This window comes from Curtobacterium oceanosedimentum, from assembly GCF_020297365.1.
Taxonomy (GTDB): Bacteria; Actinomycetota; Actinomycetes; order Actinomycetales; family Microbacteriaceae; genus Curtobacterium.
In genome coordinates this window covers 1-25437 of sequence record NZ_JAIXIG010000025.1, presented here as the reverse complement: position 1 = coordinate 25437, position 25437 = coordinate 1, and the positions used below count along the sequence as shown (strand labels likewise).

Here is a 25437-nt window from a genome sequence, read left to right as displayed (position 1 = left end):
CGCCCGGCGGGTACCGTCCGCGGCGGTCACGAGGTCACCGTCCAGCTGCTGCCGGCAGCTGCGCTGCGCTCGACGGCGTCGAGCACGCGCTGCACGTGCAGGCCGTCCTCGAACGAGGGCGACGGGTCGGTGCCGGACGCGATCGCGTCGACGAAGTCCTTCACCTGGTGGCTGAAGGTGTGCTCGTACCCGATGAGGTGCCCGGTCGGCCACCACGCGGCCATGTAGGGGTGCTCGGGCTCGGTCACGAGGATGCGGCGGAAGCCCTGCTCCCCCGCCGGCGCCGACGACTCGTACAGCCGCAGTTCGTTCATGGACTCGAGGTCGAACTGGATCGCGCCATCGGACCCGCTGATCTCGAGTGTCAGGCCGTTCTTCCGGCCGGTCGCGTACCGGGTGGCCTCGAAGGTGCCGATCGCACCGTCGGCCGCGCCACCGCCGAGCCGCGCGGTGAAGAACGCGGCGTCGTCGACGGTGACCTGTCCGCGCTCGCTCGACGCGGTACCGGAGAGCCCGACGCCGTCGGCGAGCAGGGGGCGCTCCGTCACGAAGGTCTCGAGCAGCCCGGAGACGCTGGTCAGCTGCGCCCCCGTGACGTGCTCGACGAGGTCGATGGCGTGCGCCCCGATGTCGCCGAGTGCCCCGGAACCGGCGAGCGACTTGTCGAGCCGCCAGGTCATCGGGCCGTCCTCGTCGGCGAGCCAGTCCTGCAGGTAGAGCGCACGCACCTGGCGGACCGTGCCGATCCGGCCGTCCTGCACCAGCTGCCGGGCGAACGCGATGGCGGGCACCCGGCGGTAGCTGAAGCCGACCATCGCCCGGACGCCCTGTGCCCGGGCGGCCTCGGCGGCAGCGGTCATCGCCTCGGCCTCGGCGACGGTGTTGGCGAGGGGCTTCTCGCACAGCACGTGCTTGCCCGCCTCGAGCGCCGCGACGGCGATCTCGACGTGCGAGGACCCGGGCGAGACGATGTCGACGACGTCGATGTCCGGGTCGGCCACGACCGCGCGCCAGTCGGTCGACGCGGCCTGCCAGCCGTACTGCACGCGCGCCGCCTCGGTGCGTTCCGGGTCACGCCCGACGACCACCGCCATCTCCGGCACGGCCCCGAGGTCGAAGAACCGTGGGGCGGTCCGCCAGGCCTGTGAGTGCGCGGCTCCCATGAAGCCGTGCCCGACCATGGCGACCCGGAGTCGTTGCTGCTCCGTCGACACTCTTGCCATCCGCTCGCTCCTTTGCGATCACGTCCTTGCCAGAGTCAACACTACCCCTTATGTTGGGCGCGGCAACATTTTGTTTCGACGACGAACGGTGACCACCATGGCAACGACGCCCACCCGTGCAGACAAGTTCTCCTTCGGTCTCTGGACCATCGGCTACAACGGCTCCGACCCCTTCGGCGGCCCGACCCGTCCGGCCCTCGACGTGGTCGAGGCGGTCGAGAAGCTCGACGAGCTCGGCGCCTACGGCCTGACCTTCCACGACGACGACCTGTTCGCGTTCGGCTCCACCGACGCCGAGCGGCAGACCCAGATCGACCGCCTCAAGGGCGCGCTCGACTCGACCGGGATCGTCGTCCCGATGGTCACGACGAACCTGTTCTCCGCCCCCGTCTTCAAGGACGGCGGCTTCACCTCGAACGACCGGCAGGTGCGTCGCTTCGCGCTCCGCAAGGTCCTGCGCAACATCGACCTGGCCGCCGAGCTCGGCGCGTCGACGTTCGTCATGTGGGGCGGCCGCGAAGGCTCCGAGTACGACAGCGCGAAGGACGTGCAGGCCGCGCTCGAGCGCTACCGCGAAGCCGTCAACCTGCTCGCGCAGTACGTCACCGACAAGGGCTACGGCATCCGCTTCGCCATCGAGCCGAAGCCGAACGAGCCCCGCGGCGACATCCTGCTGCCGACCCTCGGCCACGCGATCGCGTTCACCGAGACCCTCGAGCGTCCCGAGCTGTTCGGCATCAACCCGGAGGTCGGCCACGAGCAGATGGCCGGGCTGAACTTCACGGCCGGCATCGCCCAGGCGCTCTACCAGGGCAAGCTGTTCCACATCGACCTGAACGGCCAGCGCGGCATCAAGTACGACCAGGACCTGGTGTTCGGTCACGGCGACCTGCAGAACGCGTTCTCGCTCGTCGACCTGCTCGAGCACGGTGCCCCGCAGGGCGGCCCGGCGTACGACGGCCCGCGCCACTTCGACTACAAGCCGAGCCGCACCGAGGACATCACCGGCGTCTGGGACTCGGCGTCGGCCAACATGCGCATGTACCTGCTCCTCAAGGAGCGTGCGCAGGCGTTCCGTGCCGACCCCGAGGTGCAGGAGGCCCTGTCGGCGGCCAAGGTCGACGAGCTGTCGAAGCCGACGCTGAACAGCGGCGAGTCGTACGACGACTTCCTCGCCGACCGCTCGGCCTACGAGGACTTCGACGCCGACGCCTACTTCGGCGGCAAGGGCTTCGGCTTCGTCCGCCTGCAGCAGCTGGCGATGGAGCACCTGATGGGCGCGCGGAATTGACGGCAGACGCGCCAGCGGCTGCGTTCCGCGCGCTGAGGCGGCCTGCCGCCGAAGGGGCTGAGAACACGGACGGGCGCCAGCTCGTCGCCGGCGTCGACTCGTCGACCCAGTCCTGCAAGGTCACCGTGCGTGACGCCGCGACCGGCGCCGTCGTCCGGGAGGGTCGCGCGACCCACCCGGACGGCACGTCCGTCGATCCCCGTCACTGGTGGGACGCCCTCGGCACCGCGATCGCGGACGCCGGTGGCCTGGACGACGTCGGCGCCGTCGCGATCGCCGGGCAGCAGCACGGCATGGTCGCGCTCGACGCCGACGGTCGCGTGGTCCGCGACGCCCTGCTCTGGAACGACGTGCGCAGTGCGGACGCGGCCGCGCAGATGGTCGACGAGCTCGGCCGGGAATCCTGGGTCGCCCGGACCGGGTTGGTGCCGGTCGCGTCGTTCACCGGCACCAAGCTGCGGTGGCTCCGCGACGCGGAGCCCGAGAACGCAGCCCGCGTGGCGGCCGTCGCGCTGCCGCACGACTGGCTGTCGTGGCGGCTCCGCGGGTACGGCCCGGCGGACGAGAGTCCGCTCGGCCCCGACCTCGACGCCCTGGCGACGGACGCGTCCGACGCCAGCGGCACGGCGTACTGGGACCCGGTGCGCCGCGAGTACGACCCGGAGCTGTTCGAGCTCGCGCTCGGGCGGCCGATGCGACCGGCATCGATGGGTGACGACGACGCCGTGGTCGTGCCCCGCGTGGTCGCTCCCGACGAGACGATGGGCACCCTGTCCACCGACGTCGCGCTGCCCGGCGGCGCGGTCGCCCGGTCCGGCCTCGTCGTCGGCGCCGGACTCGGCGACAACGCCGGGGCAGCGCTCGGCCTGGGTCTCGGCCCGGGTGACGTCGCGGTGTCCCTCGGCACGAGCGGCACGGTCTTCGGGGTCAGCGACGCCGAGGTGCGTGACCCGAGCGGGACCGTGGCGGGCTTCGCCGACGGGACCGGGTCGCGCCTCCCGATCGTCACGACGCTCAACGCGGCCCGCGTGCTCGAGGTGATCGGTGGCCTGCTCGGCGTCGACCACGACGCACTCGGCGAGCTGGCGCTGCAGGCGCCGGCCGGGGCCGACGGCCTGGTCCTGGTGCCGTACTTCGTCGGCGAGCGCACGCCCAACCGACCGGACGCGACCGCCTCGCTGCTCGGCATGACGCCGGCGACCACCGACCGGGCGCACCTGGCCCGGGCGGCCGTCGAGGGGATGCTCTGCGCCCTCGCCGACGGGCTGGCCGCGGTGCAGGACACCGGCGTCACCGTCGAGCGGTTGCTGCTCATCGGCGGTGCCGCGCGGAACCCGGCGGTGCGCGCCGTCGCGGCGCAGGTGTTCGGCCGCGACGTCCTGGTGCCGGAACCCGGCGAGTACGTCGCCGCCGGTGCCGCGAAGCAGGCCGCGTGGGCGCTCACCGGCGCCCTGCCGACCTGGGACACCGCGACGACCACCGTGCCGTCCGACCCGCACCCCGAGGTGCTCGAGCAGTACCGCGCCGCGGCGCGCTGACCGACGCACCGGACCGACACCCGCCCCCGGCGCCCTCGACGAGGGTGCCGGGGGCATCACCGTCCCAGGAGGACCCCGTGCCACTGACCGACCTGCCCCTCGACGCGCTCCGCACCCACCGCTCGGACGTCCGTCGTCCCGCCGACTTCGACGCCTTCTGGGCGGACACGATCGCCGCTGCCCGGACCGCTGGCGAGGGGGTCGGGTCGACCCTCGTGCCGGCCGAGACCCCGGTGACCGGTCTCGTCGTCGAGGACCTGACGTTCCCCGGGTTCGCCGGCGACCCGGTCCGCGCCTGGGTGACGCGTCCGCTGGACGGCGGGGACGGTCCGCTGCCCGTCGTCGTCGAGTTCCTCGGGTACGGCGGCGGCCGGGGTCGCCCCGGCGAGCGGGTCGGCTGGGCCCTGGCCGGGTACGTCCACGTGGTCATGGACACCCGCGGCCAGGGCAGCGGGTGGGCCGGCGGCGACACACCGGACCCGCACGGTTCGGGGCCGCACGCCAGCGGCTGGATGACGAACGGCATCGGGTCGCCGGCCGACCACTACTACCGCCGCGTCTACACCGACGCCGTGCGGCTCGTCGACGCCGTGCGGACGCTGCCCGGGGTCGACCCGGAGCGCATCGCCCTGACCGGTGGCAGCCAGGGCGGCGGCATCGCGATCGCCGCGGCGGCCCTGGTCGAGGCGCACGTCGGACCCCTGGTGGCGGTGCTGCCGGACGTCGCGTTCCTGGCCGACTGGCGGAACGGCACCGACGTCGCGGTCGGCGGGCCGTACCTGGAGCTCGCGCAGTACCTCGCCGTGCACCGGGACGCGGCGGACACGGTGTGGGCGACCGCCGCGTACCTCGACGGCGTGAACCACGCCCCCGGCATCACCGCTCCCGCGCTGTTCTCGGTGGCGCTGATGGACGACGTGGTCCCGCCGCGCACGACGTTCGCCGCGTTCAACGCCCTGGGGTCCACCGACCGCGAGATCGCCGTGTACCCGTACAACGGGCACGAGGGCGGCGGGTTCCGGCACTGGGAGCGACAGGTGGCGTTCCTGTCCGCCCGCGTCCGGTAGCACGGGCGCGCCGGACGCCGCTGGCAGCGGGTCGTCCGGCACGGCAAGATGGTGCCTGCAGGCCCGGCCGTCCGGTGGGCCGCCCCGTCGGAAGGCCCCCGTTGCGCGCGCACCCCATCGTCCCCCGACGCCCCCGCACGACGGCGACCGCCGTCGTGCTGGTCGCCGGCCTCACCCTCACCGGGTGCGCGGCTCCCGGCCAGCAGGACCGTGCCGCCGCCGCGCCGTCGGCCACCGTGTCGTCCACCGCCACTCCGTCCGCCGTGGAGCCCGACTGCTTCGACGTCACCGGGTTCCAGCCGGAGAACGCCGACCCGGCCCTGATCGACGCCAACGCGCCGGCCATCACGGTCGTCGGTGTCGACGGGCTGCTGCTGAACCGGTCGGGCTCGAAGGTCACCGCACCGTCCCGGGCCGCCAAGGCGCAGCGCAACCGGGCGCACGCCGCGGACCGCACCGCGCAGCTGCTCGTCAGCAACTACTCCGAGGCCGACGGGGACTTCAGCGAGCCGATCGCGCGGAAGCTCCTGACGTCGTCGGCCAACCGCGCCCGGGTCGTCCGCTCCCTCGCCACCGCCGTCCGGACCGGCGGGTGGGACTCGATCATGATCGACCTCGAGGCGCTGACCCCGGCCGACCGCCGCGGGCTCACCGCGTTCGCGCGCGCGCTGCGGGCGGCCGTCGGCGACGACGTCCGGCTCGACATCGCCCTGACCGCGTCGACCTCGGCTGCCGGGTACGCCGACCTCGGGTACGACGTCCGGGCCCTCCGCGCGCCGATCGACCACTTCACCCTGATGGCCTACGACCAGCACGGCCCCTGGGAGCCGGGGTCGCCGGGGCCGGTCGGCTCGCTCGCCTGGTCGTCGAAGGCGGCCCGTGCGCTCGCGACCCTCGCCCCCGCCGACCAGATCGTGCTCGGGGTCGCCGGCTACGGGTACCACTGGAAGGGCAAGCGTCCCGCCGGACAGCTCTCCGACGCCCAGGCCCGTCTGCGGGTCCGGAAGGCCGGCGTGACCCCGGAGTGGGACGCGAAGGTCGGCGAGTGGACCGCGACCCTGCCCAGCGGCGAGGTGCTCTGGTGGTCCGACGCGCGCTCGTTGCGGGAACGCGTGCAGCTGGCGGACCGGCTCGGCCTGGCCGGGGTCGCCGTGTGGTCGCTCGACCTGTCCGACCGGATCGAACCGATCGGCTGACCGACCGCCGCGCCGCCGCCGTCAGGAGCGGGCGGCCCGCTGCTGCAGACGACCGTTCGCGGCAGCGGCGGCAGCGGTCATCCGCCGGAGGAACCCGAGCGCGGCCCGCAGTTCGTGTGGGTCGGTCGCACGGACGGTGGCCGCGATCTCCGAACCGGCGAAGTCCAGGAAGCGGGCGCTCTCCGCGCGCGCCGACTCCGTCGGGCGCAGGGTCACCCGCCGACGATCGGCACTCTCCCGGTGCCGGGTCACGTGCCCGGCCGTCTCGAGCCGGTCGAGCAGGACGGACGTCGCCCCGGTCGTCATGCCGATCTGCTGTGCCAGCCGGGCCGGGGACAGCGGCGTGCCCGCCTGCTCCGCCCAGACGACCTGCCCGAGTGCGTTGGCGTCGGAGACGGGCAGTCCCATCCACGACGACAGGTGCCGCTGCAGTTCGTCGAACGTCACGGCCCAGTCGCGGAGCTGGTGCATCGCGGCGACCTCGTCCTCCGACCACGTGACCTCGAGGGGGCGGATCTCGTCCATCAGGTTCCTTTACTGTGCAGTCGCTTTACTGTAAAGCATGACCACACGACACGCAGTCATCTCCGGAGCCAGCATCGCAGGCCTGTCCGCCGCCTGGTGGCTCCGCCACGTCGGGTGGGAGGTCACCGTGCTCGAACGCGCGGCGGCCTTCCGCGACGGCGGCCAGAACGTCGACGTCCGCGGCGTGGCCCGCGAGGTGCTCGACCGGATGGGCCTGACCGACGCCGTGCGCGCGGCGAACACGACCGAGACGGCAGCCGTCATCGTGGACGCCCGGGGCCGCGTCCGCGCCGAGCTGCCCTCCGACGGACCCGACGGCGCCACCGCCGAGCTCGAGGTGCTGCGCGGCGACCTGGCCCGCATCCTGCTCGACGACCTGCCCGACGACGTCCGGTTCGTCTTCGGCACCACCGTGGCCGAGGTCGAGCACGGGACGACCGCGGACGACCCCGTCACGGTCACCACCGACGCCGGGCAGGTGCTCCGCGCCGACCTGCTGGTCGTGGCCGAGGGCGTCCGTTCCCGCACACGGGACCGGCTCTTCGCGGGGGACGGCGAGGTGGACCGTCGGGCACTCGGGGTCACGATGGCCTTCGGCACGATCCCGAGCACCCCGTCCGACGACGACCGCTGGCGCTGGTACAACGCCGTGGGCGGTCGGCAGGTGCACCTCCGGCCGGACCCGTACGGCACCACCCGCGCGATCCTCGCGTGCACGAGCGACGAGGCCCTGGCCGGACGGGACCGCGGGGACACCCTCGCCGTGCTCGGCGCGCGCTACGCCGGTGCCGGGTGGCAGACCGAGCGGGTGCTCGACGCGTTCGCCACCTCGGACGACGTCTACGTCGACGACCTCACACAGATCCGCATGCCGCGGTGGCACCGGGGCCGGGTGTGCGTGGTCGGCGACGCGGCCTGGTGCGTCACCCCGATGGGCGGGGGCGGCGCAGCGCTCGCACTCACGAGCGGGTACGTGCTGGCGGCGTCGCTCCGCCCGGGGCGCGACGTCGACACCGCCCTCGACGCGTTCGACGCGTGGATGCGGCCGCTGGTCGACCGGATCCAGGGCATCCCGAGGGGCATCGTGCACTTCGCGTACCCGCAGTCCCGGATCGGGCTCGCCGGGCAGGCCGTCACCGACCGCATCCTGACGTCGTCGCTGCTCCGCCCCCTGATCGCCCGCTTCACCCGTGTGGCGGACAGCGACCGACCGCTCCCGCCGCTGCCCGACCGCGTCGGCAGCACGGGCCGGTGACCATCGGGTGACGGCGCCCTCATCCCTGCATGCGGGGGTCGGTCGTGGGGTCGACGTACATCTGCGGGCAGCCGTCGGTGGCGGCCTCCGGCCGGAGCTCGTAGTGCCAGGCCTCGTTCGTGTAGATCTGGCACAGCCCGTACGCGGCACCGTGCTCCTGCAGCCACGCGGCCGCGCTCCAGTCGCCGATGTCGACGGCCTCACCGCGGACGTGCTCCGAGGTGTCCGGGGTGGAGACCCAGCGCGCGGCCTCCTCACGTGATCCGTACTCGTCGACGGCGTCGTCGAGCAGCTGCTCCTGCAGGGCGGGCGAGCGCCACCCGCTGTTCATCTCGAACCGCACGCCCTCGCCCTCGGCGTCCCGCGCCGCGTGCCGGACGGCCTCGAGCAGGTCGGCGTCGACCCGCGCCACCCCGGGCAGGTGGTCGTCGAAGACCGACGCCCCCGAGGGCAGCTCGCCGCCGGCCTCGCCGGTGGCGTGGTCGTCGCCGACCCCGGGACGGGCCGTGTCGATCCCGACGGCGGACGCCGGTGCGGCGCCGGGTGTCGGCCAGGCCCCGGCGGACCGGATGGCGACGGCGCCGAGCACCGCGATGCCGATCAGCACGACGGAGACGGCGGAGACCAGGACGAGGGTGGCACGGTGGTGCGACGCTGCGGGACGGGAGGACGACGGTCGGGATCGGTTCGGCATGCGGACGAGTCAACGGTGACGCCGGTTGCCGGAGCGTATGCGTTCCCGCATACGCGGACGATACGTGCCGCCGAATAGCATCGGGTCGTGCGCGTGCTGATCCTCGAGGACGAACCCCTGATGGCCGAGGCCGTCCGCGACGGTCTCCGACTCGAGGCCATCGCGGCCGACATCGCCGCCGACGGCGACGCGGCACTCGAGCTCATCGCGCTGAACCCGTACGACGTGGCCGTGCTCGACCGCGACGTGCCGGGGCCGTCCGGTGACGAGGTCGCCGCCCGCATCCTGGCCTCCGGCACCGGCACACCCGTCCTCATGCTCACGGCGGCGGACCGCATCGACGACAAGGCGTCGGGGTTCGCCGCGGGCGCCGACGACTACCTCACCAAGCCGTTCGAGCTGCGCGAGCTCGTCCTCCGTCTGCGCGCCCTCGCCCGTCGCCGGGCACACCACCGCCCGCCCGTGCTCGAGCTCGCCGGCCTGCGACTCGACCCGTTCCGCCGCGAGGTCTTCCGCGACGGTCGGCACGTCGCCCTCACCCGCAAGCAGTTCGCCGTGCTCGAGGTGCTCGTCGCGGCGGACGGCGGGGTGGTGAGCGCCGAACACCTGCTCGAACGCGCGTGGGACGAGAACGCCGACCCGTTCACGAACGCCGTGCGGATCACGGTGTCGGCGCTGCGCAAGCGCCTGGGCGAACCGTGGGTGATCGCCACGGTGCCGGGTGTCGGGTACCGGATCGACACGGGCGACGACCGGCGATGACGGACCGACGGCCCGGTCCGAGCGTCCGGCTGCGCCTCGCCCTGAGCTACGCCGGTCTCGTCGTGGTCACCGGGGCGCTGCTGTTGGCCGTGGTGTGGGTGTTCCTGCTCCGGTACGTCCCCGCCGACCCGGTCGACACGGCGTCCGGCGTCGTCCCCGTCCAGCGGGACCTGGTGCGCGCGTTCGCGCCGCCGGCCGCACTCGCGCTCGTCGTGCTGCTCGTGGTCGGCCTGGTGGGCGGGTGGTTCCTGGCCGGCCGCGTGCTCGCCCCGCTCACCCGGATCACCGAGGCCACGCGCCGGGTCGCCGCGGGCACCCTGTCGCACCGCATCGACCTGCCCGGCCGAGACGACGAGTTCCGCTCCCTCGCGGACGCGTTCGACGGCATGGTCGCGCGGCTCGAGACCCACGTCGAGGCGCAGCGGCGCTTCGCCGCGAACGCGTCCCACGAGCTCCGCACCCCGCTCGCGATCACCCGCTCGGTGCTCGAGGTCGCCGAGCGCGATCCGGATCGCGACCCGGCCGCCGTCGTCGCCCGGCTGCGGACCGTGAACACGCGCGCCATCGACCTGACCGAGGCGCTGCTGCTGCTGAGCCGCGCCGACCAGGGGACGTTCGAGCACCGCACGGTCGACCTCTCCCTGCTCGCCGAGGAGGCCGCCGAGACCCTCGTCCCCCTGGCGGAGGCCCGCGGGCTCGTGCTCGACGTGGAGGGTTCGGCCGCCCCCGCCGTCGGGTCACCACCGTTGCTGCTGCAGCTGGTGACGAACCTGGTGCACAACGGCATCGTGCACAACGTCGCGTCGGGCGCCGACGGGCAGATCGGCTCCGGCTGGGTGCGGGTGCACACGAGCAGCGTCGACGGCGAGGCCGTGCTCGAGGTGCAGAACACCGGCAGGACGGTCGCACAGGAGGTCCTGCCGACGCTCATCGAGGCGTTCCAACGCGGCTCCGCGCGGCAGCGGGACGACCACGGCGGTGCCGGGCTCGGCCTGGCGATCGTCGACGCCGTCGTGCGCGCGCACGGTGGGACCGTGCGCCTGCGGGCGCGGTCCGGTGGCGGTCTGGTCGTCACGGTCCGGCTGCCCACGGGCTGACGGACGGGAGGCACGGGCCGGGTCCGTCCCGCGCCTCGCGTCCCCGGTGCTCAGGCCGGTCGGGCGCCGTCCGGCCGCGCCGTGCGGCGCTTCGCCTGGTGGCGGGCGACGCGGTTGCGGTTGCCGCACCCGGCAGCCGTGCACCACACGCGGTTGTGCCGGGGCGACGTGTCCAGGTAGACCCAGCCGCAGGCGTCGTCGCCGCACTGGCGGGCGGCGGCGAGGTCGGACGTCAGCAGCGAGTGGGCGAGCAGGGCGACGGCACTCCGGGGGCCGGACAGGTCGGCGGGCAGTCGCCACGACCACGACACCTGGTCGGCATCCCGCTCGAACGTCGCCCGCCCGAGTGCGGCGAGGTGCTCGGCCGCGACGTGGTCGGCCGCGGCCGCTGACGAGTCGAAGACCGCCTGGTACACCGCCTCGCGGAGCGCCAGCACGGCCGCGTGTTCCCGTGCCGCCGCCTCGGGCGCGGACGCGGCGAGCCTGGTGACCTGCTCGGCGCTGCCGGGCAGGACACCCATCTGGTCGCACCACGCCACGACGTCGTCGAAGGTGCCCAGCGTGTCGATCGACCGACGCGGGTCGAGCCGCCAGTGCACCGTGTCGACCAGGTCGAGCGCGGCGTGGCCGCCGACCTCGGGGAACGTCGGGGATCCGGTGGTCGCCATGCTGCGCAGCCTAATGCCCGATCGATCGTTGCGCCATTAGCGGACCTCTGCCAGGGTCTAATGCATGCAGAGCCTCGAACCCATTAGCGACACCTCGACTCCGCTGGGGCGGGACTTCACACGGTTCTGGGTCGCCCAGGGCGCGTCGGCGGTCGGCGGTCAGGTGAGCGAGCTCGCCGTCCCGTTGCTCGCCGTGGTCGTCCTGCACGCCTCGGCCGCCGAGGTCGGTGTCCTCAACGCGGCGCGGTGGCTCCCGTTCCTGCTGCTCGCGCTGCCGCTCGGGGTCCTGATCGACCGTCGGCGTCGGCTGCCGATCCTCGTCGTGTCCGACCTCGCCCGCGCCGCCCTGACCGTCGTGGTGGTCGTGGTGGCGTTCAGCGGTGCGCTGACCCTGCCGGTGCTCGTCGTGCTGGTCGGCTTGCTCGGCGCGTTCACCGTCGCCTTCGAGGTGAGCTACCAGTCGTTCCTGCCGACGGTGGTCGGCCGGCGGCAGCTCGAACGCGCGAACGGGCGACTGCAGGCCACGGCGGCCACGGCAGAGGTCGGCGGCCCCGGTCTCGGCGGCCTGCTCGTCCAGGTGCTGTCCGCACCCTGGGCCCTGGCCGTCCACGCCCTGACGTACGTCGTCTCGGCGGTGGCGCTGCTCGGCATCCGAGCACCCGAACCCCGTCCCGCCTCGACCGGACGGAGCGCCCTGCGGGACCTGGGCGAGGGCCTGCGGTTCGTCGGACGCGATCGCTACCTGGTGTCGTTGGTCGGCTTCGCCGGGATCTACAACCTGTTCGCGCAGTGGGTCGTGGTGCTGTTCACCGTGCACGCCGTCCGGCAGCTCGGCCTGGACGCGGGGCTCCTCGGCCTGGTCCTCAGTCTCGGCGCCGTCGGGGCCGTGGCCGGGGCGGCCGCGGCACCGTCGAGCGTGCGGCGGTTCGGGGCCGGGCCGGTCCTGGTCGCCTGCGCCGCCGCCGAGTGCATCGCCCTCGCGGTGCTCCCGGTCGTCGACCCGTCGTGGTCGACGCCGGTCACGGTCATCGCGGTGATCGCCGTGTTCGCGGTCAACGGCGCGGGGACCTCGCTGTCGAGCGTCGTCGCGCTGACGCTGCGGCAGCTGCGCTCCCCCGACCACGTGCTCGGACGCGTCAACGCGACGATGCGCTGGCTGTCCTACGGCGTCGTGGCGATCGGCGCGGGGCTCGGCGGCCTGGTCGGCGAGCTGCTCGGCACCCGCACCGGGATCGCCCTGGGCTGCGCGGGGACCCTGCTCACCGTCGTCTGGGTCGTCGCCTCACCGCTCCGCACGGTGCGCGACCCGGCCGGACTCGCGACCCACGGCGCGGCCGATCAGTAGGCGCCGGTCGCCTGGCTCTGCCCCCACGCACCGCACGGCGAGCCGTACCGGCCACCGATGTAGTCGAGGCCCCAGGTGATCTGCGTCGCCGGGTTCGTCTGCCAGTCCGCACCGGCCGAGGCCATCTTCGAACCCGGGTACGCCTGCGGGATGCCGTACGCCCCGTTCGGGTTCGCGGCGGTCGTGCGCCAGCCCGACTCCTTGTTCCACAGCGAGACCAGGCAGCCGTACTCGTCCGCACCCCACCCGCGTGCGGTCACCATCTCGGCCGCGATCGCCTGGGCGCTCCCCGGGGTCGCTGCCGGCACGTCGGGAGCGCCGATGGCGGCGGCCGCGACGGACCGCTTCGCCTTGGGTGGGGGCTTCGGCGCCGGGGTCTGCACCGCGAAGTCGTCACGGTCGACGCTCGGCGCGCTGACGGAGGCGACCGCGAACACCTGCGGGGCCGCAGCGGGGACGGCCTCGGCGGGGACGGCCACCGCGTCGAGGTCGGCGAAGGCGGGCACCGTCAGCTGTGTGGCCAGCAGCGCCACCGGAGCGGTGAACGCGAGCGCGGCCGCGGTGCGACGCCGGAGGGACGGCGAGGTCCGCTCCGGTGTGACGGCCGCCGCGCGACGCGACGGGGGCAGCGGCGTCGGCAGCATCGGTCCCGGGGCACGGCCCAGCGGCGGACGCCCGGAGGCGGTCTGCGTCGCTGCGTGTCTCCCCACGCGCTCAGCATAGTGACGGGTGGCGCCGGACGGACCGACACCACCCGCCGTGTCTACGCGAGCGACCACTCCACCAGGCGGGGGTCGTCCGGTGTCACCTCGTGCACCGTGCCGGTGACCGCGACGGTGGCGCGCTCCGTGGCGGTGCCGGGGACCGGGTGGCGGACCGGACCGTCGCCGGACGCGACGATCCCACCTGCCGGCACCGGGCCTCCCGGCCGTGATGCGGCCGCGTGCGAGGCGACCCAGACCTGCACGTCGCCGGGCTCGACCACCTTGCGCATCCGGCGGTCGGTGAACGCGAAGCGCTGCACCGGCACGCGGAAGCGGATCCGCGTGGACTCCCCCGCAGCGAGCGCGGCCCGGGCGTACCCGAGCAGCTGCGCCTCTGGCCGGGTGACGCTGCCGTGCACGTCGTGGCCGTAGAGCTGCACGACGTCCTCGCCGTCGACGCTCCCCGTGTTGCGGACCGTCACCGACGCGGTGAACACCCCGTCGGACCGGACGTGCTCGTCGACGACCAGGTCCTCGTAGGCGAAGTCCGTGTACGTGAGCCCGAACCCGAACGGGCGCACCGGCGTGGAGTCGGCGGCGGTGACGTCGGACGGACCCCCGAGCCGCGGGTGCAGGTACGTGAACGGCTGTGCGCCCGCCGAGCGCGGCAGGGACAGCGGCAGCCGGCCCGAGGGCGAGGCGGCCCCGGTGAGCAGGTCGGCGACGGCGAGCCCGCCGCCCTCGCCGGGGAAGAACGCCTGCACGACGGCGGCCGGTCGCGGCTGGTCGCCGTCGAGCGCCCAGCCGAGCGCGTACGGCCGGCCGGTGAGCAGCACCACCACGGTGGGGGTGCCGGAGGCGACGACCGCCTCGACGAGTTCGCGCTGCACACCGGGCAGGTCGAGGGACTCGGTGTCGTTCCCCTCGCCGACGGTTCCGCGGCCGAACAGCCCGGCCTGGTCGCCCACGACGACCACGGCGACGTCCGAGGCGGCCGCGACGGCGACGGCGTCGGCGATGCCGGCGCGGTCGTCACCCGTGACGGCACAGCCCGCGGCGTACCGGACGGCCGTCGACCCGAGCGCCTGCGTGACCGCCTCGCGCACCGTCGGGATCGCGAACCCGAGCGGCAGGTCGGGGTGCGACGCGAGCACGTGGTTGGCGAAGGAGTAGCACCCCTGCAGGGCCTCGGCTCGGTCGGCGTTCGGGCCGATGACCGCCACCGAGGCCCCGGGGGCGAGCGGGAGCGCTCCGCCGTCGTTCGACAGCAGCACGAGCGAGCGGGCCGCCAGCTGCCGGGCGAGCGATCGGTGCAGCGGGGTGTCCAGGTCGATGCCGGTCGGCGGCTCGTCCTCGAACACGTCCGGCTCGAGCAGCCCGAGCCGCTCCTTCTGTCGGAGCACGCGCAGCACCGCCCGGTCGACGAGGCCCTCGTCCACCTGCCCGCTGCGGACGCGCTCGACGAGCGGCTCGAGGTACGCGTCGCCGGTGGGCAGCTCGACGTCGATGCCGGCCTCGAGCGCCAGGGCGGCGGCCTCGCCACGATCGGCGGCGATGCCGTGCATGACCTCGAGGAACGCGACCGAGAAGTAGTCGGCGACGACGGTGCCGTCGAAGCCCAGCCGGTCACGCAGCAGGTCGGTCAGCAGCTCGCCGTTCGCCGCGACGGGCACGCCGTCGATCTCGGCGTACGAGTTCATGACGCTCCGGGCGCCCCCGTCCCGCAGCGCCATCTCGAAGGGCGGCAGGTAGACGTCGGCGACCTCGCGGGCCCCGGCGTGCACCGGGGCGTGGTTCCGCCCCGCCTGCGACGCCGAGTACCCGAGGAAGTGCTTGAGCGTCGCGTCGACCCCGGCCGACTGCAGCCCGCGCACGTAGGCCGTGCCGACCGTGCCCACCAGGTAGGGGTCCTCGCCGATGCACTCGTCGACCCGCCCCCAACGCGGGTCGCGGACGACGTCGAGGACCGGTGCGAGTCCCTGGTGCACCCCGAGCTGCCGCATGGACGCGCCGATGGCGGCACCCACCTGCTCGACGAGCTCCGGGTCGAAGGACGCGCCCCACGCGAGCGGCGTCGGGAAGGTCGCGGCCTTCCACGCGGCGAGTCCGGTCAGGCACTCCTCGTGCACGAGCGCCGGGATGCCCAGCCGGGTCTCGCGCTTGAGCCGCCGCTGCTCGGCCCACAGCCAGGCGGCGCGCTCGTCGGGTTCGACGGGGCGGGTGCCGTAGACGCGGGTGAACTGGCCGATGCCGTCACGGGTGATGTCGGCCAGGGTGGTGCCCTGCTGCACCGCCGCCATCTCGCCCTGCATGGGGGCGACGACGCCGTTCTGGTCGAGCCAGTAGCCGACGAGCTGCGCGACCTTCTCGTCCAGCGTCATCGCGCCGAGCAGCGTGGTCGCGCGGTCGGGGGCCGCGCCGGTCGCGGCGTGGGACGGGGCGGACGGGAGGCCCGTGGCGGCGCCGCCCCGCGCCTTGTGTCCGTCGGTGGTGTCGCTGGTGCCCGTCGGGGCGGACGCGTCCGCCGCGAGGCGGCCGCTGGCGGCCACGGCCTGGTCGAACGTGGTCACCCCTTCACCGCCCCGGTCAGGCCGCCGACGATGCGGCGCTGGAAGATCGTGAAGAACACGAGCGCCGGGATCATCGACATGGACGTGAACGCGAGCACCTTGGCGGTGTCGACCGAGTACTGCGACGAGAACGCCTGCACGCCGAGCGGCAGCGTGTACGCCGCCTCGTTGTTCAGGATGAACAGCGGCAGGATGTAGCTGTTCCAGCTCGCGATGAACGCCAGGATGCCGACGGTCACGACGCCGGGCAGCGACAGCGGCACGATCATCCGGAAGAAGAACCCGAGCCGGCTCGCGCCGTCGATCGACGCCGCCTCCTCGAGCTCGTCGGGGATGGCCCGCAGGAACGGCACCAGGATGATGACCGTCGTCGGCAGGGCGAAGGCGATCTGCGGCAGGATCACGCCGGCCAGGCTGTTCGTCAGGCCGAGGTCCTTGACGAGCAGGTACAGCGGGGTGATCGCGACGGTGATCGGGAACATCAGGCCGGCGGCGAACAGGGCGTACATCGCACCGCGGCCGGCGAACCGGTAGCGGGCGAGCACGAAGCTCACCATCAGGCCGAGCACGACGACGCCGAGGGTCGTGGTGACCGCGCTGATCGTCGAGTTGCCGAGCTGCTGCCAGAAGATGCCGCTGGACAGCACGGCGCCGTAGTTGCCGAACTCGAACGGAGCGGGCAGCCCGGCGGGGCTCGTCGTGATCTGCGAGTTCGTCCGGAACCCGCCCAGCACGATGTACAGCACCGGGGCGAGGTTCGCCGCGACGAACAGGATCGCGACCAGGTAGGTCAGCGGGTTGGCGTGCCCGATGGCGGCGCTGGACCGACGCGCCCGCGTGGCCCGCCGCCCGGGGGCGACGATGCTCGTGGTGGCCATCAGTTCTTCCTCTCGGTGAGTGCACCCGCGGTGTCGCGGCGGAGCACGAAGCGCTGGTAGATCAGGGCGACCGCGAGCGAGATCACGAACATCACGACCGCGACGGCGCTGCCGTAGCCGAAGTTGCCCGAGGTGCGGCCGTTGGCGACCATGTACGTCGCCATCGTCGAGGTCCCGGCGGTCGACGAGATGTACTGGCCCCAGATGATGTAGACGAGGTCGAACAGCTGGAGCGAGCCGATGATGGACAGGAACGCCCAGATGCGGATCGTCGGGCCGAGCAGCGGCAGCGTGATGCGCCGCTGGATCTGCCAGTAGCCGGCACCGTCGATCGCGGCGGCCTCGAACAGTTCCTCCGGGATGCTCTGCAGGCCGGCCAGGAACAGGATCACCGCGAAGCCGATGTACTTCCACGAGATGATCAGCAGCAGCGTCCAGATCGCGATGTCCGGGTTGGACAGCCAGTCCGCCCGCATGCCGCCGAGCCCGATGCCCTGCAGCATGTCGTTCACGGCGCCGTTCGACTGGAGCATGAGGCTCCACCCGGTGCCGACGATCACCTCGGAGATGACGTACGGCACGAAGACGAGCACGCGGACCAGGCCGCGGCCGTGCATCTTCTGGTTGAGCAGCAGTGCGAGCACGATCGCGATCGGCCCCTGCAGCACGAGGGACAGCACGACGATGAAGCCGTTGTGCATCAGGACCTGGTGGAACGCCTTGTCCTGGAAGATGATCAGGTAGTTCTGCAGCCCGACGAAGTCGGTGGGCGGGCCGTAGCCCTGCCACTTGAAGAACCCGTAGTAGGCGGCGAGGCCCACGGGCAGGATCACGAACGTCACGAAGACGATGACCGCGGGTCCGGCGAGGACCGCGATCTCGACGCGCTGGCGCCAGTCCGCGATGCGGCGCGTGGTCCGCCGACCGGCGGGGAGCGGCGAACCGCTCCCCGCCGGGGACGTCCCAGCGGCCGTGTCCGACCCGGAGGCCGGAGTCGTACCGAGCGACGTGTCGAGGGCCATGCTCAGCCCTTGGCCGCGGCCTGGTTGGTGGTCGAGACGATGTCCTTCGCGCTGCCCTTGCCGGCGAGCAGGTCGACGACGCTGGTGTTCAGGGCGTTGCCGACGTTCTGGCCGTACAGGGTGTCGAGGTACTGCGAGACGAACGGTGCCTCCTGGTAGGCAGCCAGGGCCGTCTTGAGGTAGTCCGCGTCGACGACCGACTGGGCCTCCTGGTTCACCGGGATGGCGTTGAAGGCCGTGTAGTACTTCTCCTGGTTGTCCTTCTGCACGATGAAGTTCAGGAAGTCGGTGCACGCCTTCTTCGGGGCCTGCGCGGAGCAGGAGTTGCCGTCGACGCCGCCCATCATCGACTTCGGGTCACCCTTGCCGCCGTCGATGGTCGGGAACGGGAACCAGCCGAGGTCGGGCAGCGGCTTGGCGTCCGGGGTCAGCGACGCGATCACGCCCGGGTCCCACGCGCCCATGAGTTCCATGGCCGCCTTGTGGTTGGCCAGGAGACCGGCCGAGCTGCCGGCACCCTGCTGGGCGGCCGTGGTGAGGAAGCCGTTGTTGAACGGCTCGGTGGCGTTGAAGTCCTCGAGCTGTTCGCCCGCCTTGGTCCAGCAGTCGTCGTCGAACTTGAGCGACTTCGCGGTGTCCTCGAGCGTCTTCTGGCTGCACTCGCGGAGCGCGAAGTTGTAGTACCAGTGCGCGGCCGGCCAGGCGTCCTTCGCGCCGACGGCGACCGGGTCGATGTCCTTGGCCTTGAGCTTGTCGACGGCGTCGTTGAACTCGTCCATCGTCTCGGGCGTGCCCTCGATGCCGGCTTCCTTGAACAGGTCCTTCGAGTACCAGATGCCCTCGGGGAGCACGGCGCCCGGCATCGCGTAGGTCTTGCCGTCCTTCTCGTACCCGGCGAAGGTGCCGGCGCTGATCGACTTCTTCGCGTCGGCGCTGATGGAGTCGGAGATGTCCATGAGCTGCCCGGCAGCGATCATCGCGTCCATCTTGCCGCCGCCGCGCTGCAGGAACACGTCGGGGGCGTCGCCCGAGTTGAGGGCGGTCTGGAGCTTGCCGTCCAGGTCCTCGTTCTGGATCGCCTGGGTCTTGATGGTGACGTTCTTGTACTTCGCCTCGAACGCCTTGACCGTCGAGTCCCAGTACGCCTTGCCGGGTCCGGTGGTCGAGTTGTGCCAGAAGGTCATCGTGACCTTGCCGCCGTCCTCGGAGGCATCGCTGCCCGCCGAGCAGCCGCTGGCCACCAGTGCTGTCGCCCCGATCAGCGCGATGGCTGCCGCGGCACGGATCTTCCTCGTCATCGTGGAACTCCTCGGTGTCGTCGTTGACATACAGCGACATCCACTGCCGCTGCGGAGAGCGTGCCACCCGCTCGGGAGGTCTGTCAATCGATATCGATAACGTTTTCTTTACCGATGGCCGCCAACCGCAGCGGTACGGTGTGCACATGGACTCGGCTCTGGGCGCGCGTCCCGGTGCCGGCCGGGTGACGATCGGCGACGTGGCCCGCGTGGCCGGGGTCTCGATCCCCACGGTCTCCAAGGTGATCAACCAGCGCGACGGCGTGGCCCCGGCGACGATGCTCCGCGTGCAGCAGGTCGTCGCCGACCTCGGCTACGAGACCTCCCTGGTCGCCCGCAGCCTGCGCAGCTCGCGCACCGACGTCATCGGGATCCTGGTGCCCGAGTTCGAACCGTTCTCGACCGAGCTGCTCCGCGGGATCTCGCGCTCCGCGACCGGCACCGGGTACGAGCTCCTGGCGTACGCCGGGCTCATGACCGGGGCCGACCGTCCTGGCTGGGAGCGCCGGTCGCTGTCCCGCCTGTCCGGCACCCTGATCGACGGAGCCATCGTCGTGACGCCGACCACGGCGCTGTCCAGCTCGTCGATCCCCGTCGTCGCCATCGACCCGCACACCGGGCCGGAGGGACACGCCACCGTCGACGCCGACAACGAGGGCGGCGCCGTGCAGGCCGTCGAGCACCTCATCGCGCTCGGGCACACGCGCATCGCCCACCTGCAGGGCCGCGCCGACCTGGCGTCCGCCCAGCTGCGGGCCGCCGGGTACCGCGCCGCGCTGACCGCCGCCGGCATCGCCGTCGACGAACGGCTGCTGCGGGACGGCGGGTACCAGGAGGACCAGTCCGCCGCCGTCGCACGCGACCTGCTCACGCTCGCCGACCGCCCCACCGCGGTGTTCGCCGCGAACGACTCCTCGGCCATCGGTGTGCTCCGTGCCGCCGCCGAGGTCGGGCTGCGGGTACCGCAGGACCTGTCGGTCGTCGGGTTCGACGACGTGCCGCAGGCGTCCACCACGACGCCGCCGCTCACCACGGTGTCCCAGCCCCTCGCCGAGCTCGGCTCACAGGCGGTGCAGATGCTGCTCACCATGCTGCGCGGCGAGTCCGCTGCCGAGCACGTCCGGCTCTCCACGACGCTGCGGGTCCGCGCCAGCACGGCTCCGGCCCCGGCCGTCGTCGCCAGCGCGGCCTGACGGCAACGGCGCGGCAGCTGCCGGCCGTCAGTGGCGCAGCGGCGCCTGCCCCGTCAGCGCCGCAGCGGCACCTGCCCCGTCAGCGCCGCAGCGGCACCTGCCCCGTCAGCGCCGCAGCGGCACCTGCCCCGTCAGCGCCGCAGCGTCTGCTTCGGGTACTCGCCGAAGCGCGCCGCGTAGGCCGCCGAGAACCGCCCGAGGTGCGCGAACCCCCACCGCCTGGCGACGTCACCGACCACCCCGGCGTGCGCGTCGAGCTCGAGCAGTTCCGCCCGTACGCGGTCCAGGCGGACCCCGCGCAGGTAGGTCAGCGGCGAGACGTCGAACACCCGGCGGAACGACTCCTGCACCGAGCGCACGCTCAGCCCGGCGACCTCGGACAGTTCCGCGACCGTCACGTCCTCGGCGGCGTGCGCGTGGATGTACTCCACGGCGGCCCGCAGTCGGGCGTTCCGGGGCATCGAGAGCGCCGCCGGCAGGTCGTCGACCCGCGGCGGGAAGGTGTCGAGGAACGCGGTGGCGGCCGACCGCTTCGCCTGGTGCCAGGCGTCGGAGTCGGGGCCGTCGGTCCGCAGGGCACGGGACAGCGCGACGAGCGCGTCCTGCCACCGCTCGGCCGTGCCCGGCTCGGGCGGCCGCACCGGGTCGAAGCGCAGGGGTCGGTCGACGATCTCCAGGTGCTCGGCGGCGATGCGCTGCACGTAGGACCGGCCGAAGTGCACGAGCCGCTGGTCGTGGTCGGCGGCCACGAACTCGAAGGGCTCCTCGGGCGGCAGGAGCACGGGCACCTCGCGGTGCAGGTCCAGCCGCACCCGGCCGGAGTCGAGCGAGGCCGTCCCGCTGGTGAGCCACGTCACGACGTAGTCGGCCCCGACCGGCACGGAGCCACGCAGGGCGCCGCGCAGCTGCGAGCGCCGGATGTTCACCTCGGAGTCGCCGACCGCGGTGTAGCGATACGCGAAGTCGCCGACCGTGCGTCGCACCGACCAGCGCTCCGCACCGTGCACCGCCGCCAGGTCGCGCGAGGCCGAGTCCGGGTCGGCACCCGCGACCTCGAACCGGACCGGGGCACCCAGGGGGACGACGGGGTCGCCGGCGCGCAGCCGCTCAACCACGGCGGCTCGGGTGCGCGTTCCGGATAACGTCCGAACCACAGTTCGCGCTATGTGGATAAGCTGCTTCGGTGACGACGGCGTGTGGCACCGCCGACCCGACCCGACGAGAGGGAGCGCTGCCGTGAGCGATCTCGATGTCCGCGCCGCGCTGACCCGACTCGAGGCGGCGGTCGCCGAACTCCGTGACCGCCTGCGGGACCAGCTCGGCGTCTCCGGCGGCGACCTGACGCTGCTGCAGTTCGTGTCGCGTGCCGAGGAGGCCGGTCGGACCGTCCGCGTCAAGGACCTGTCGCGACACCTCGGACTGACGGGTCCGGCGGTCACCGGCATGGTCGACCGGCTCGAGCAGAGCGGGCACATCAGCCGGGTCCCCAACCCCGCCGACGGGCGCAGCCGTCACATCGAACTGACCGCCGAGGCCCGGCGCGACTACGCGCGCGCGATGACCGGCACGAACGAGCAGCTGCACGACCTCTTGGCCTCCTTGTCGGAACGAGAGCGGGGCAGGTTGGTGCGGATCATCGACCGCATCGCGGCAGCGGTCGACCTCGGCTCCCCGAGCCCCTGACGGCAGAGTACGGGCGCACGAGGCGGCACCCGGACGAATGTCCAGCAAGCGCAGCTAGGTCAGTTCCCTACCTATCTAGCCACCGATCCGCACCGGGTGCCGCGACGGGTCAGCCCTTCACCGCCCCCGAGGTCAGGCCCGAGACGATCGACCGCCGGAACACCAGCACCAGGATCACGATCGGGACGGTGGCCGCCACGCTCGCGGCGAAGATCTGCGCGAACGGCACCGTGAACTGCGTGCCGAACAGCGCGATCCCGACCGGGATCGTGCGGAACGAGTTCTCGCTGTTGAACGTCAGGGCCATCAGGAACTCGCTCCACGACGCCGTGAAGGTGAACACGCCGACCGTGAAGAGTCCGGGCTTCGCCATCGGCAGGATCACCGACAGCACCGTCCGCCACGCACCGGCGCCGTCGATCTCCGACGCCTCCTCGATGGTCGACGGGATGCCCTGCAGGTAGTTCCGCATGATCCAGATGGCGAACGGCAGGTTGAACGCGACGTACGGCACGATCAGGCCGGGGTACGAGTTGAGCAGCCCGAGGTTGCGTTCGAGCAGGTACAGCGGCGTCAGGACCGCGATCGCCGGGAACACCGACAGCATGAGCAGCGACGTCATGATCGCCGTGCGGCCGCGGATGAACCGGCCGGCGAGCGCGTACCCGGCGAGGAACGCGAGCGCGAGCACGATCACCGTGGTCGACACCGACACGATGACGCTGTTGATCATGTACTGGCCCAGGGCGTTGTCGCGGAAGGCCACCACGAAGTTGTCGAGGGTGAAGGAGTTCGGCCAGATGGTGGGCGGCGACTGCCCGATCTCCGACGCCGGCTTGAGCGACGTCGAGACGAGCCAGTACAGCGGCAGGGCCGTGAGCACCGCGATGACGACACCGCTGACGTTCACGGTGTTGACCCACTTGCGCCAGCCCCTGCGGACACGTTGACGAGGCATCAGTCGTCCCCTCCCTTGGCCTGGTTCCGGAACGCCCGGAGGAACAGCAGACACCCGGCCGCGACGATGATCGCGGTGGACGTCGCGATCGCCGCGCCCGGTCCGATGTTGATGTCCTGGAAGAGCACCTTGTAGCCCATGATCGCGAGCGACTGGGTGGCGGTGCCCGGTCCGCCGTTCGTCAGCACGAACGGCAGGTCGAAGACGCCGAACGCCTGCAGGATGCGGAACAGCACCGCGATCGTCAGGGTCGGCGTGAGCTGCGGGAGCACCACGCGCCAGAACGTCTGCCAGGTGCTCGCGCCGTCGAGCTCGGCGGCCTCGTAGTGGTCCTCCGAGATCTGCACGAGCCCGGCCAGCAGGATGATCGCGACGAACGGCGTGGTCTTCCAGATGTCCGCGACCATCAGGCCGGTGATCGCGGGCACCGGTTCGCCGAGGATCACCGGGGCGTCCCCGAACAGGCCGAAGAACCACGTCGCGACGCCGTAGGTGCTGTCGTAGATGTACTTCCACAGCTGCGCGTTCACGATCGTGACGAGCGACCACGGGATGAGCATGAGCGCGAGCATCCACCCGCGGGTGGCCCCGAGGCGCTCGAGCACCAGGGCCACGAGCATGCCGAGCACGAGTTCGACCGAGACCGTCACCACGGTGTAGAGCACCGTGAAGCCGAGCGCCCGGTACCAGTCCGCGCTCTGCAGCAGCGCGGCGTAGTTGTCGAGCCCGAACGACTGGATCGTGAAGCCCTCGTACCCGACCTCGACGTCCGCGAAGCTCAGCACGATCGAGTAGACGACCGGGAAGATCGTCACCGCCGCGACGACCAGGAGCGCCGGGGCCGCGAAGCCCCAGGCGCCGCGGGCGCGGATGCGGTCGAGACGCGACCGCCCGGTCAGCCGGGGCGGCGGATCGAGGCGATCCGTGCCTCCCGGCCGGGTCGGCCGTGTCGCGGTGCCGGCGCTCACAGCGCCGCCCCCTCGAGGGCGAGCGAGATGGCGGAGGCCATCGAGCGCGTGCCGCCGTCGACCGAGGCCTGGCCGCCGAGGATGCTGTTGCCGTTCTGGTAGACGCCCTGCGAGACCTTCGGGTAGTACGCCGTCGACGTCGGGCGGGGCACGAGCGTGATGCCCGCCGCCGTGTCGTACGTCGGGCGCTGCTGGCGCTTCGCGTCCTCGCTCACCAGGCTGGCGGAGCGGGCCGGCAGGACGCCGCCCTCGCGGGTCAGGAACTGCTGCGCGGTCGCGCTCGACATCCAGCTCGCGAACGTCAGCGCCGCAGCGGGCTGCTGGGTGTGCGGGTTGATGTAGTTCCCCCACCCGCCGATCGTCGAGTGGTGCTCGTCCATGCCGTCGAACGTCGGCCGGGCGGCGAGGCCGACCTTGCCGGCGACCTGGCTGTCGGGCCCGTTCGCGATCCCCCACGCGTACGACCAGTTGCGCAGGAACGCCGCACGGCCGCCCGAGAAGGCGTCGTTGGTGTCCTGCTCCTGGTACGTCAGGGTCGCCCGCGGAGACGCTCCCGACGTCACGAGCGAGCGCATGAACTCGAACGCGCGCTTGGTCTCCGAGCTCGTCGTCTCGGGCTTCGTCAGGTCGTCGTTGAGCAGCGAACCGCCCGCGTCGGCGACGAACTCGGTGACGTTGCAGGTCAGGCCCTCGTACACGTCGCCCTGGAACGCGAAGCCGTAGCTCACGTCACCGGTGTCGACGAGCTTCGCCGCGGTGTCCCGCACTTCCTCCCACGACCCCGGCACCTGCAGCGAGTGCTTGGCCAACAGGTCCTTCCGGTACAGGAAGAACGACTCGTCGATGTAGAGCGGGAACATGTAGTAGGTCCCGTCGACGCTCGCCGCCAGGCGGAGGCCCTCCGGGAACTGGTCGAAGAAGTCCTGGCCGACCAGCGTGTTCAGCGGGGTCGCGAGCTTGTTCTTGGCGAACTGCCCGGGCCACGCGACGTCGCCGAGGTACACGTCCGGCGTGCTCGACCCCGCGGCGATCTGCGTCGTCAGGCTGGTCCGGTTCGTGTCGGTGTCGCTCGGGGCGCTGACGATGCGCACCCGGATGTTCGGGTGCTCCTTCTGGAACTCGGCGATGAGCCGCCGGCGCAGGTCGCCGCCGTCCTTCGAGGCGACCTGACCGGCCCACCAGCTGATCGTCGCCTCGCCCTCGGGCGGCTCCGTGGGCCAGTCCTCGACGCGCGTGCGTTCGGGACGGGTGGAGCAGCCGGCGAGCAGCAGCACCCCCGCTCCCCCGAGCAGGAACATCCTCCGGTCGATAGCCATCCGTCCTCCTTGACGTGTGGTGCAGCGAACCTGTGCTCCCACACAACCATGCCGAGGCCTGGTCTGTCCGGGCACCTTCCGGTCTGCACGACACCGCACGCGCTCGGGGATCCGCGGACGGTCGCGCAGCCCGGGACGTGGCCGGCGGCGGCCTGGAGGCACGAGGCGGCGCCGACCCGTGCCTCC

The 25437-nt window shown here is 72.7% G+C and carries 23 protein-coding genes; 10 read left to right on the top strand and 13 right to left on the bottom strand.

Going from position 1 to position 25437, the window contains the following annotated elements; all coding sequences use genetic code 11:
- Positions 1-26 precede the first annotated feature (26 nt).
- On the bottom strand, positions 27-1223 hold the full coding sequence (locus LEL83_RS11905) for a Gfo/Idh/MocA family protein (protein ID WP_225558973.1): 1197 nt from the start codon (positions 1221-1223) through the stop codon (positions 27-29).
- A 97-nt stretch (positions 1224-1320) separates the two neighbouring features.
- Here LEL83_RS11905 and xylA point away from each other — a divergent pair, with 97 nt between their 5' ends.
- The 4 genes from xylA to LEL83_RS11885 all read left to right on the top strand — a co-directional run bounded on the left by xylA (position 1321) and on the right by LEL83_RS11885 (position 6315).
- Entirely contained in the window at positions 1321-2514 is a 1194-nt protein-coding gene (gene xylA, locus LEL83_RS11900; protein WP_225558972.1) for a xylose isomerase, read from the top strand.
- A gap of 32 nt (positions 2515-2546) precedes the next feature.
- A complete protein-coding gene (xylB, locus tag LEL83_RS11895; protein WP_225558999.1) occupies positions 2547-4052 on the top strand; it encodes a xylulokinase in 1506 nt (501 codons plus the stop codon).
- Between the two features lie 77 nt (positions 4053-4129).
- Positions 4130-5119, top strand: a complete 990-nt coding sequence (locus LEL83_RS11890) for an acetylxylan esterase (protein ID WP_225558971.1) — start codon at positions 4130-4132, stop codon at positions 5117-5119.
- A 101-nt stretch (positions 5120-5220) separates the two neighbouring features.
- Positions 5221-6315, top strand: coding sequence for a glycosyl hydrolase family 18 protein (locus tag LEL83_RS11885; protein WP_225558970.1), 1095 nt, complete (start codon positions 5221-5223; stop codon positions 6313-6315).
- 21 nt (positions 6316-6336) lie between these two features.
- On the opposite strand, the gene LEL83_RS11880 is transcribed toward LEL83_RS11885, so the two are convergent.
- Positions 6337-6840 carry a MarR family winged helix-turn-helix transcriptional regulator gene (locus tag LEL83_RS11880; RefSeq protein WP_198657794.1) on the bottom strand — a complete coding sequence of 168 codons (504 nt, stop codon included), beginning with the start codon at positions 6838-6840 and terminating at the stop codon, positions 6337-6339.
- A gap of 37 nt (positions 6841-6877) precedes the next feature.
- On the opposite strand from LEL83_RS11880, the gene LEL83_RS11875 reads away from it, so the two are divergent.
- The gene (locus LEL83_RS11875; protein ID WP_225558969.1) at positions 6878-8095 is read left to right on the top strand and encodes an FAD-dependent monooxygenase; all 1218 of its coding nucleotides are present in this window, start codon (positions 6878-6880) and stop codon (positions 8093-8095) included.
- Between the two features lie 19 nt (positions 8096-8114).
- Here the strand turns inward: LEL83_RS11875 and LEL83_RS11870 are convergent, their stop codons facing one another.
- Entirely contained in the window at positions 8115-8789 is a 675-nt protein-coding gene (locus LEL83_RS11870; protein ID WP_225558968.1) for a M15 family metallopeptidase, read from the bottom strand.
- An 87-nt stretch (positions 8790-8876) separates the two neighbouring features.
- On the opposite strand from LEL83_RS11870, the gene LEL83_RS11865 reads away from it, so the two are divergent.
- Entirely contained in the window at positions 8877-9551 is a 675-nt protein-coding gene (locus LEL83_RS11865; protein ID WP_198657791.1) for a response regulator transcription factor, read from the top strand.
- Positions 9548-10648 carry a sensor histidine kinase gene (locus LEL83_RS11860; protein ID WP_225558967.1) on the top strand — a complete coding sequence of 367 codons (1101 nt, stop codon included), beginning with the start codon at positions 9548-9550 and terminating at the stop codon, positions 10646-10648. The genes LEL83_RS11865 and LEL83_RS11860 overlap by 4 nt, the downstream gene beginning before the upstream one ends.
- Positions 10649-10698: 50 nt before the next feature.
- Here the strand turns inward: LEL83_RS11860 and LEL83_RS11855 are convergent, their stop codons facing one another.
- On the bottom strand, positions 10699-11316 hold the full coding sequence (locus LEL83_RS11855; protein ID WP_225558966.1) for a CGNR zinc finger domain-containing protein: 618 nt from the start codon (positions 11314-11316) through the stop codon (positions 10699-10701).
- Positions 11317-11380: 64 nt separating this feature from the next.
- Between LEL83_RS11855 and LEL83_RS11850 the strand changes: the two genes are divergently transcribed.
- Complete coding sequence (locus LEL83_RS11850) at positions 11381-12661, top strand: MFS transporter (RefSeq protein ID WP_225558965.1); 1281 nt, start codon at positions 11381-11383, stop codon at positions 12659-12661.
- On the opposite strand, the gene LEL83_RS11845 is transcribed toward LEL83_RS11850, so the two are convergent.
- The 5 genes from LEL83_RS11845 to LEL83_RS11825 all read right to left on the bottom strand — a co-directional run bounded on the left by LEL83_RS11845 (position 12655) and on the right by LEL83_RS11825 (position 19133).
- The gene (locus tag LEL83_RS11845; RefSeq protein ID WP_225558964.1) at positions 12655-13371 is read right to left on the bottom strand and encodes an aggregation-promoting factor C-terminal-like domain-containing protein; all 717 of its coding nucleotides are present in this window, start codon (positions 13369-13371) and stop codon (positions 12655-12657) included. The two genes, LEL83_RS11850 and LEL83_RS11845, sit on opposite strands and share 7 nt — an antisense overlap.
- 53 nt (positions 13372-13424) lie before the next feature.
- Complete coding sequence (locus LEL83_RS11840; protein ID WP_225558998.1) at positions 13425-15758, bottom strand: beta-xylosidase/alpha-l-arabinosidase; 2334 nt, start codon at positions 15756-15758, stop codon at positions 13425-13427.
- A gap of 173 nt (positions 15759-15931) precedes the next feature.
- Positions 15932-16813, bottom strand: a complete 882-nt coding sequence (locus tag LEL83_RS11835; protein ID WP_225558963.1) for a carbohydrate ABC transporter permease — start codon at positions 16811-16813, stop codon at positions 15932-15934.
- Entirely contained in the window at positions 16813-17835 is a 1023-nt protein-coding gene (locus LEL83_RS11830; protein WP_225558962.1) for a carbohydrate ABC transporter permease, read from the bottom strand. Before LEL83_RS11830 ends, LEL83_RS11835 begins: the two co-directional genes overlap by 1 nt.
- 2 nt (positions 17836-17837) lie before the next feature.
- On the bottom strand, positions 17838-19133 hold the full coding sequence (locus tag LEL83_RS11825; protein ID WP_198657785.1) for an ABC transporter substrate-binding protein: 1296 nt from the start codon (positions 19131-19133) through the stop codon (positions 17838-17840).
- 146 nt (positions 19134-19279) lie between these two features.
- On the opposite strand from LEL83_RS11825, the gene LEL83_RS11820 reads away from it, so the two are divergent.
- Positions 19280-20326: a LacI family DNA-binding transcriptional regulator gene (locus LEL83_RS11820; protein ID WP_225558961.1), complete on the top strand. Its 1047-nt coding sequence runs from the start codon at positions 19280-19282 to the stop codon at positions 20324-20326.
- A 131-nt stretch (positions 20327-20457) separates the two neighbouring features.
- Here the strand turns inward: LEL83_RS11820 and LEL83_RS11815 are convergent, their stop codons facing one another.
- A complete protein-coding gene (locus LEL83_RS11815) occupies positions 20458-21441 on the bottom strand; it encodes an AraC family transcriptional regulator (RefSeq protein ID WP_198657783.1) in 984 nt (327 codons plus the stop codon).
- A 121-nt stretch (positions 21442-21562) separates the two neighbouring features.
- Here LEL83_RS11815 and LEL83_RS11810 point away from each other — a divergent pair, with 121 nt between their 5' ends.
- Positions 21563-22009, top strand: a complete 447-nt coding sequence (locus LEL83_RS11810; RefSeq protein ID WP_225558960.1) for a MarR family winged helix-turn-helix transcriptional regulator — start codon at positions 21563-21565, stop codon at positions 22007-22009.
- Between the two features lie 109 nt (positions 22010-22118).
- Here LEL83_RS11810 and LEL83_RS11805 read toward each other — a convergent pair whose 3' ends face one another.
- From LEL83_RS11805 to LEL83_RS11795, 3 genes are read right to left on the bottom strand one after another with little or no spacing between them, the layout of a single operon-like run.
- On the bottom strand, positions 22119-22967 hold the full coding sequence (locus LEL83_RS11805) for a carbohydrate ABC transporter permease (protein WP_225558959.1): 849 nt from the start codon (positions 22965-22967) through the stop codon (positions 22119-22121).
- On the bottom strand, positions 22967-23935 hold the full coding sequence (locus LEL83_RS16275) for a carbohydrate ABC transporter permease (RefSeq protein WP_198657780.1): 969 nt from the start codon (positions 23933-23935) through the stop codon (positions 22967-22969). The genes LEL83_RS11805 and LEL83_RS16275 overlap by 1 nt, the downstream gene beginning before the upstream one ends.
- Entirely contained in the window at positions 23932-25251 is a 1320-nt protein-coding gene (locus LEL83_RS11795) for an ABC transporter substrate-binding protein (protein ID WP_225558958.1), read from the bottom strand. The genes LEL83_RS16275 and LEL83_RS11795 overlap by 4 nt, the downstream gene beginning before the upstream one ends.
- Positions 25252-25437 lie beyond the last annotated feature (186 nt).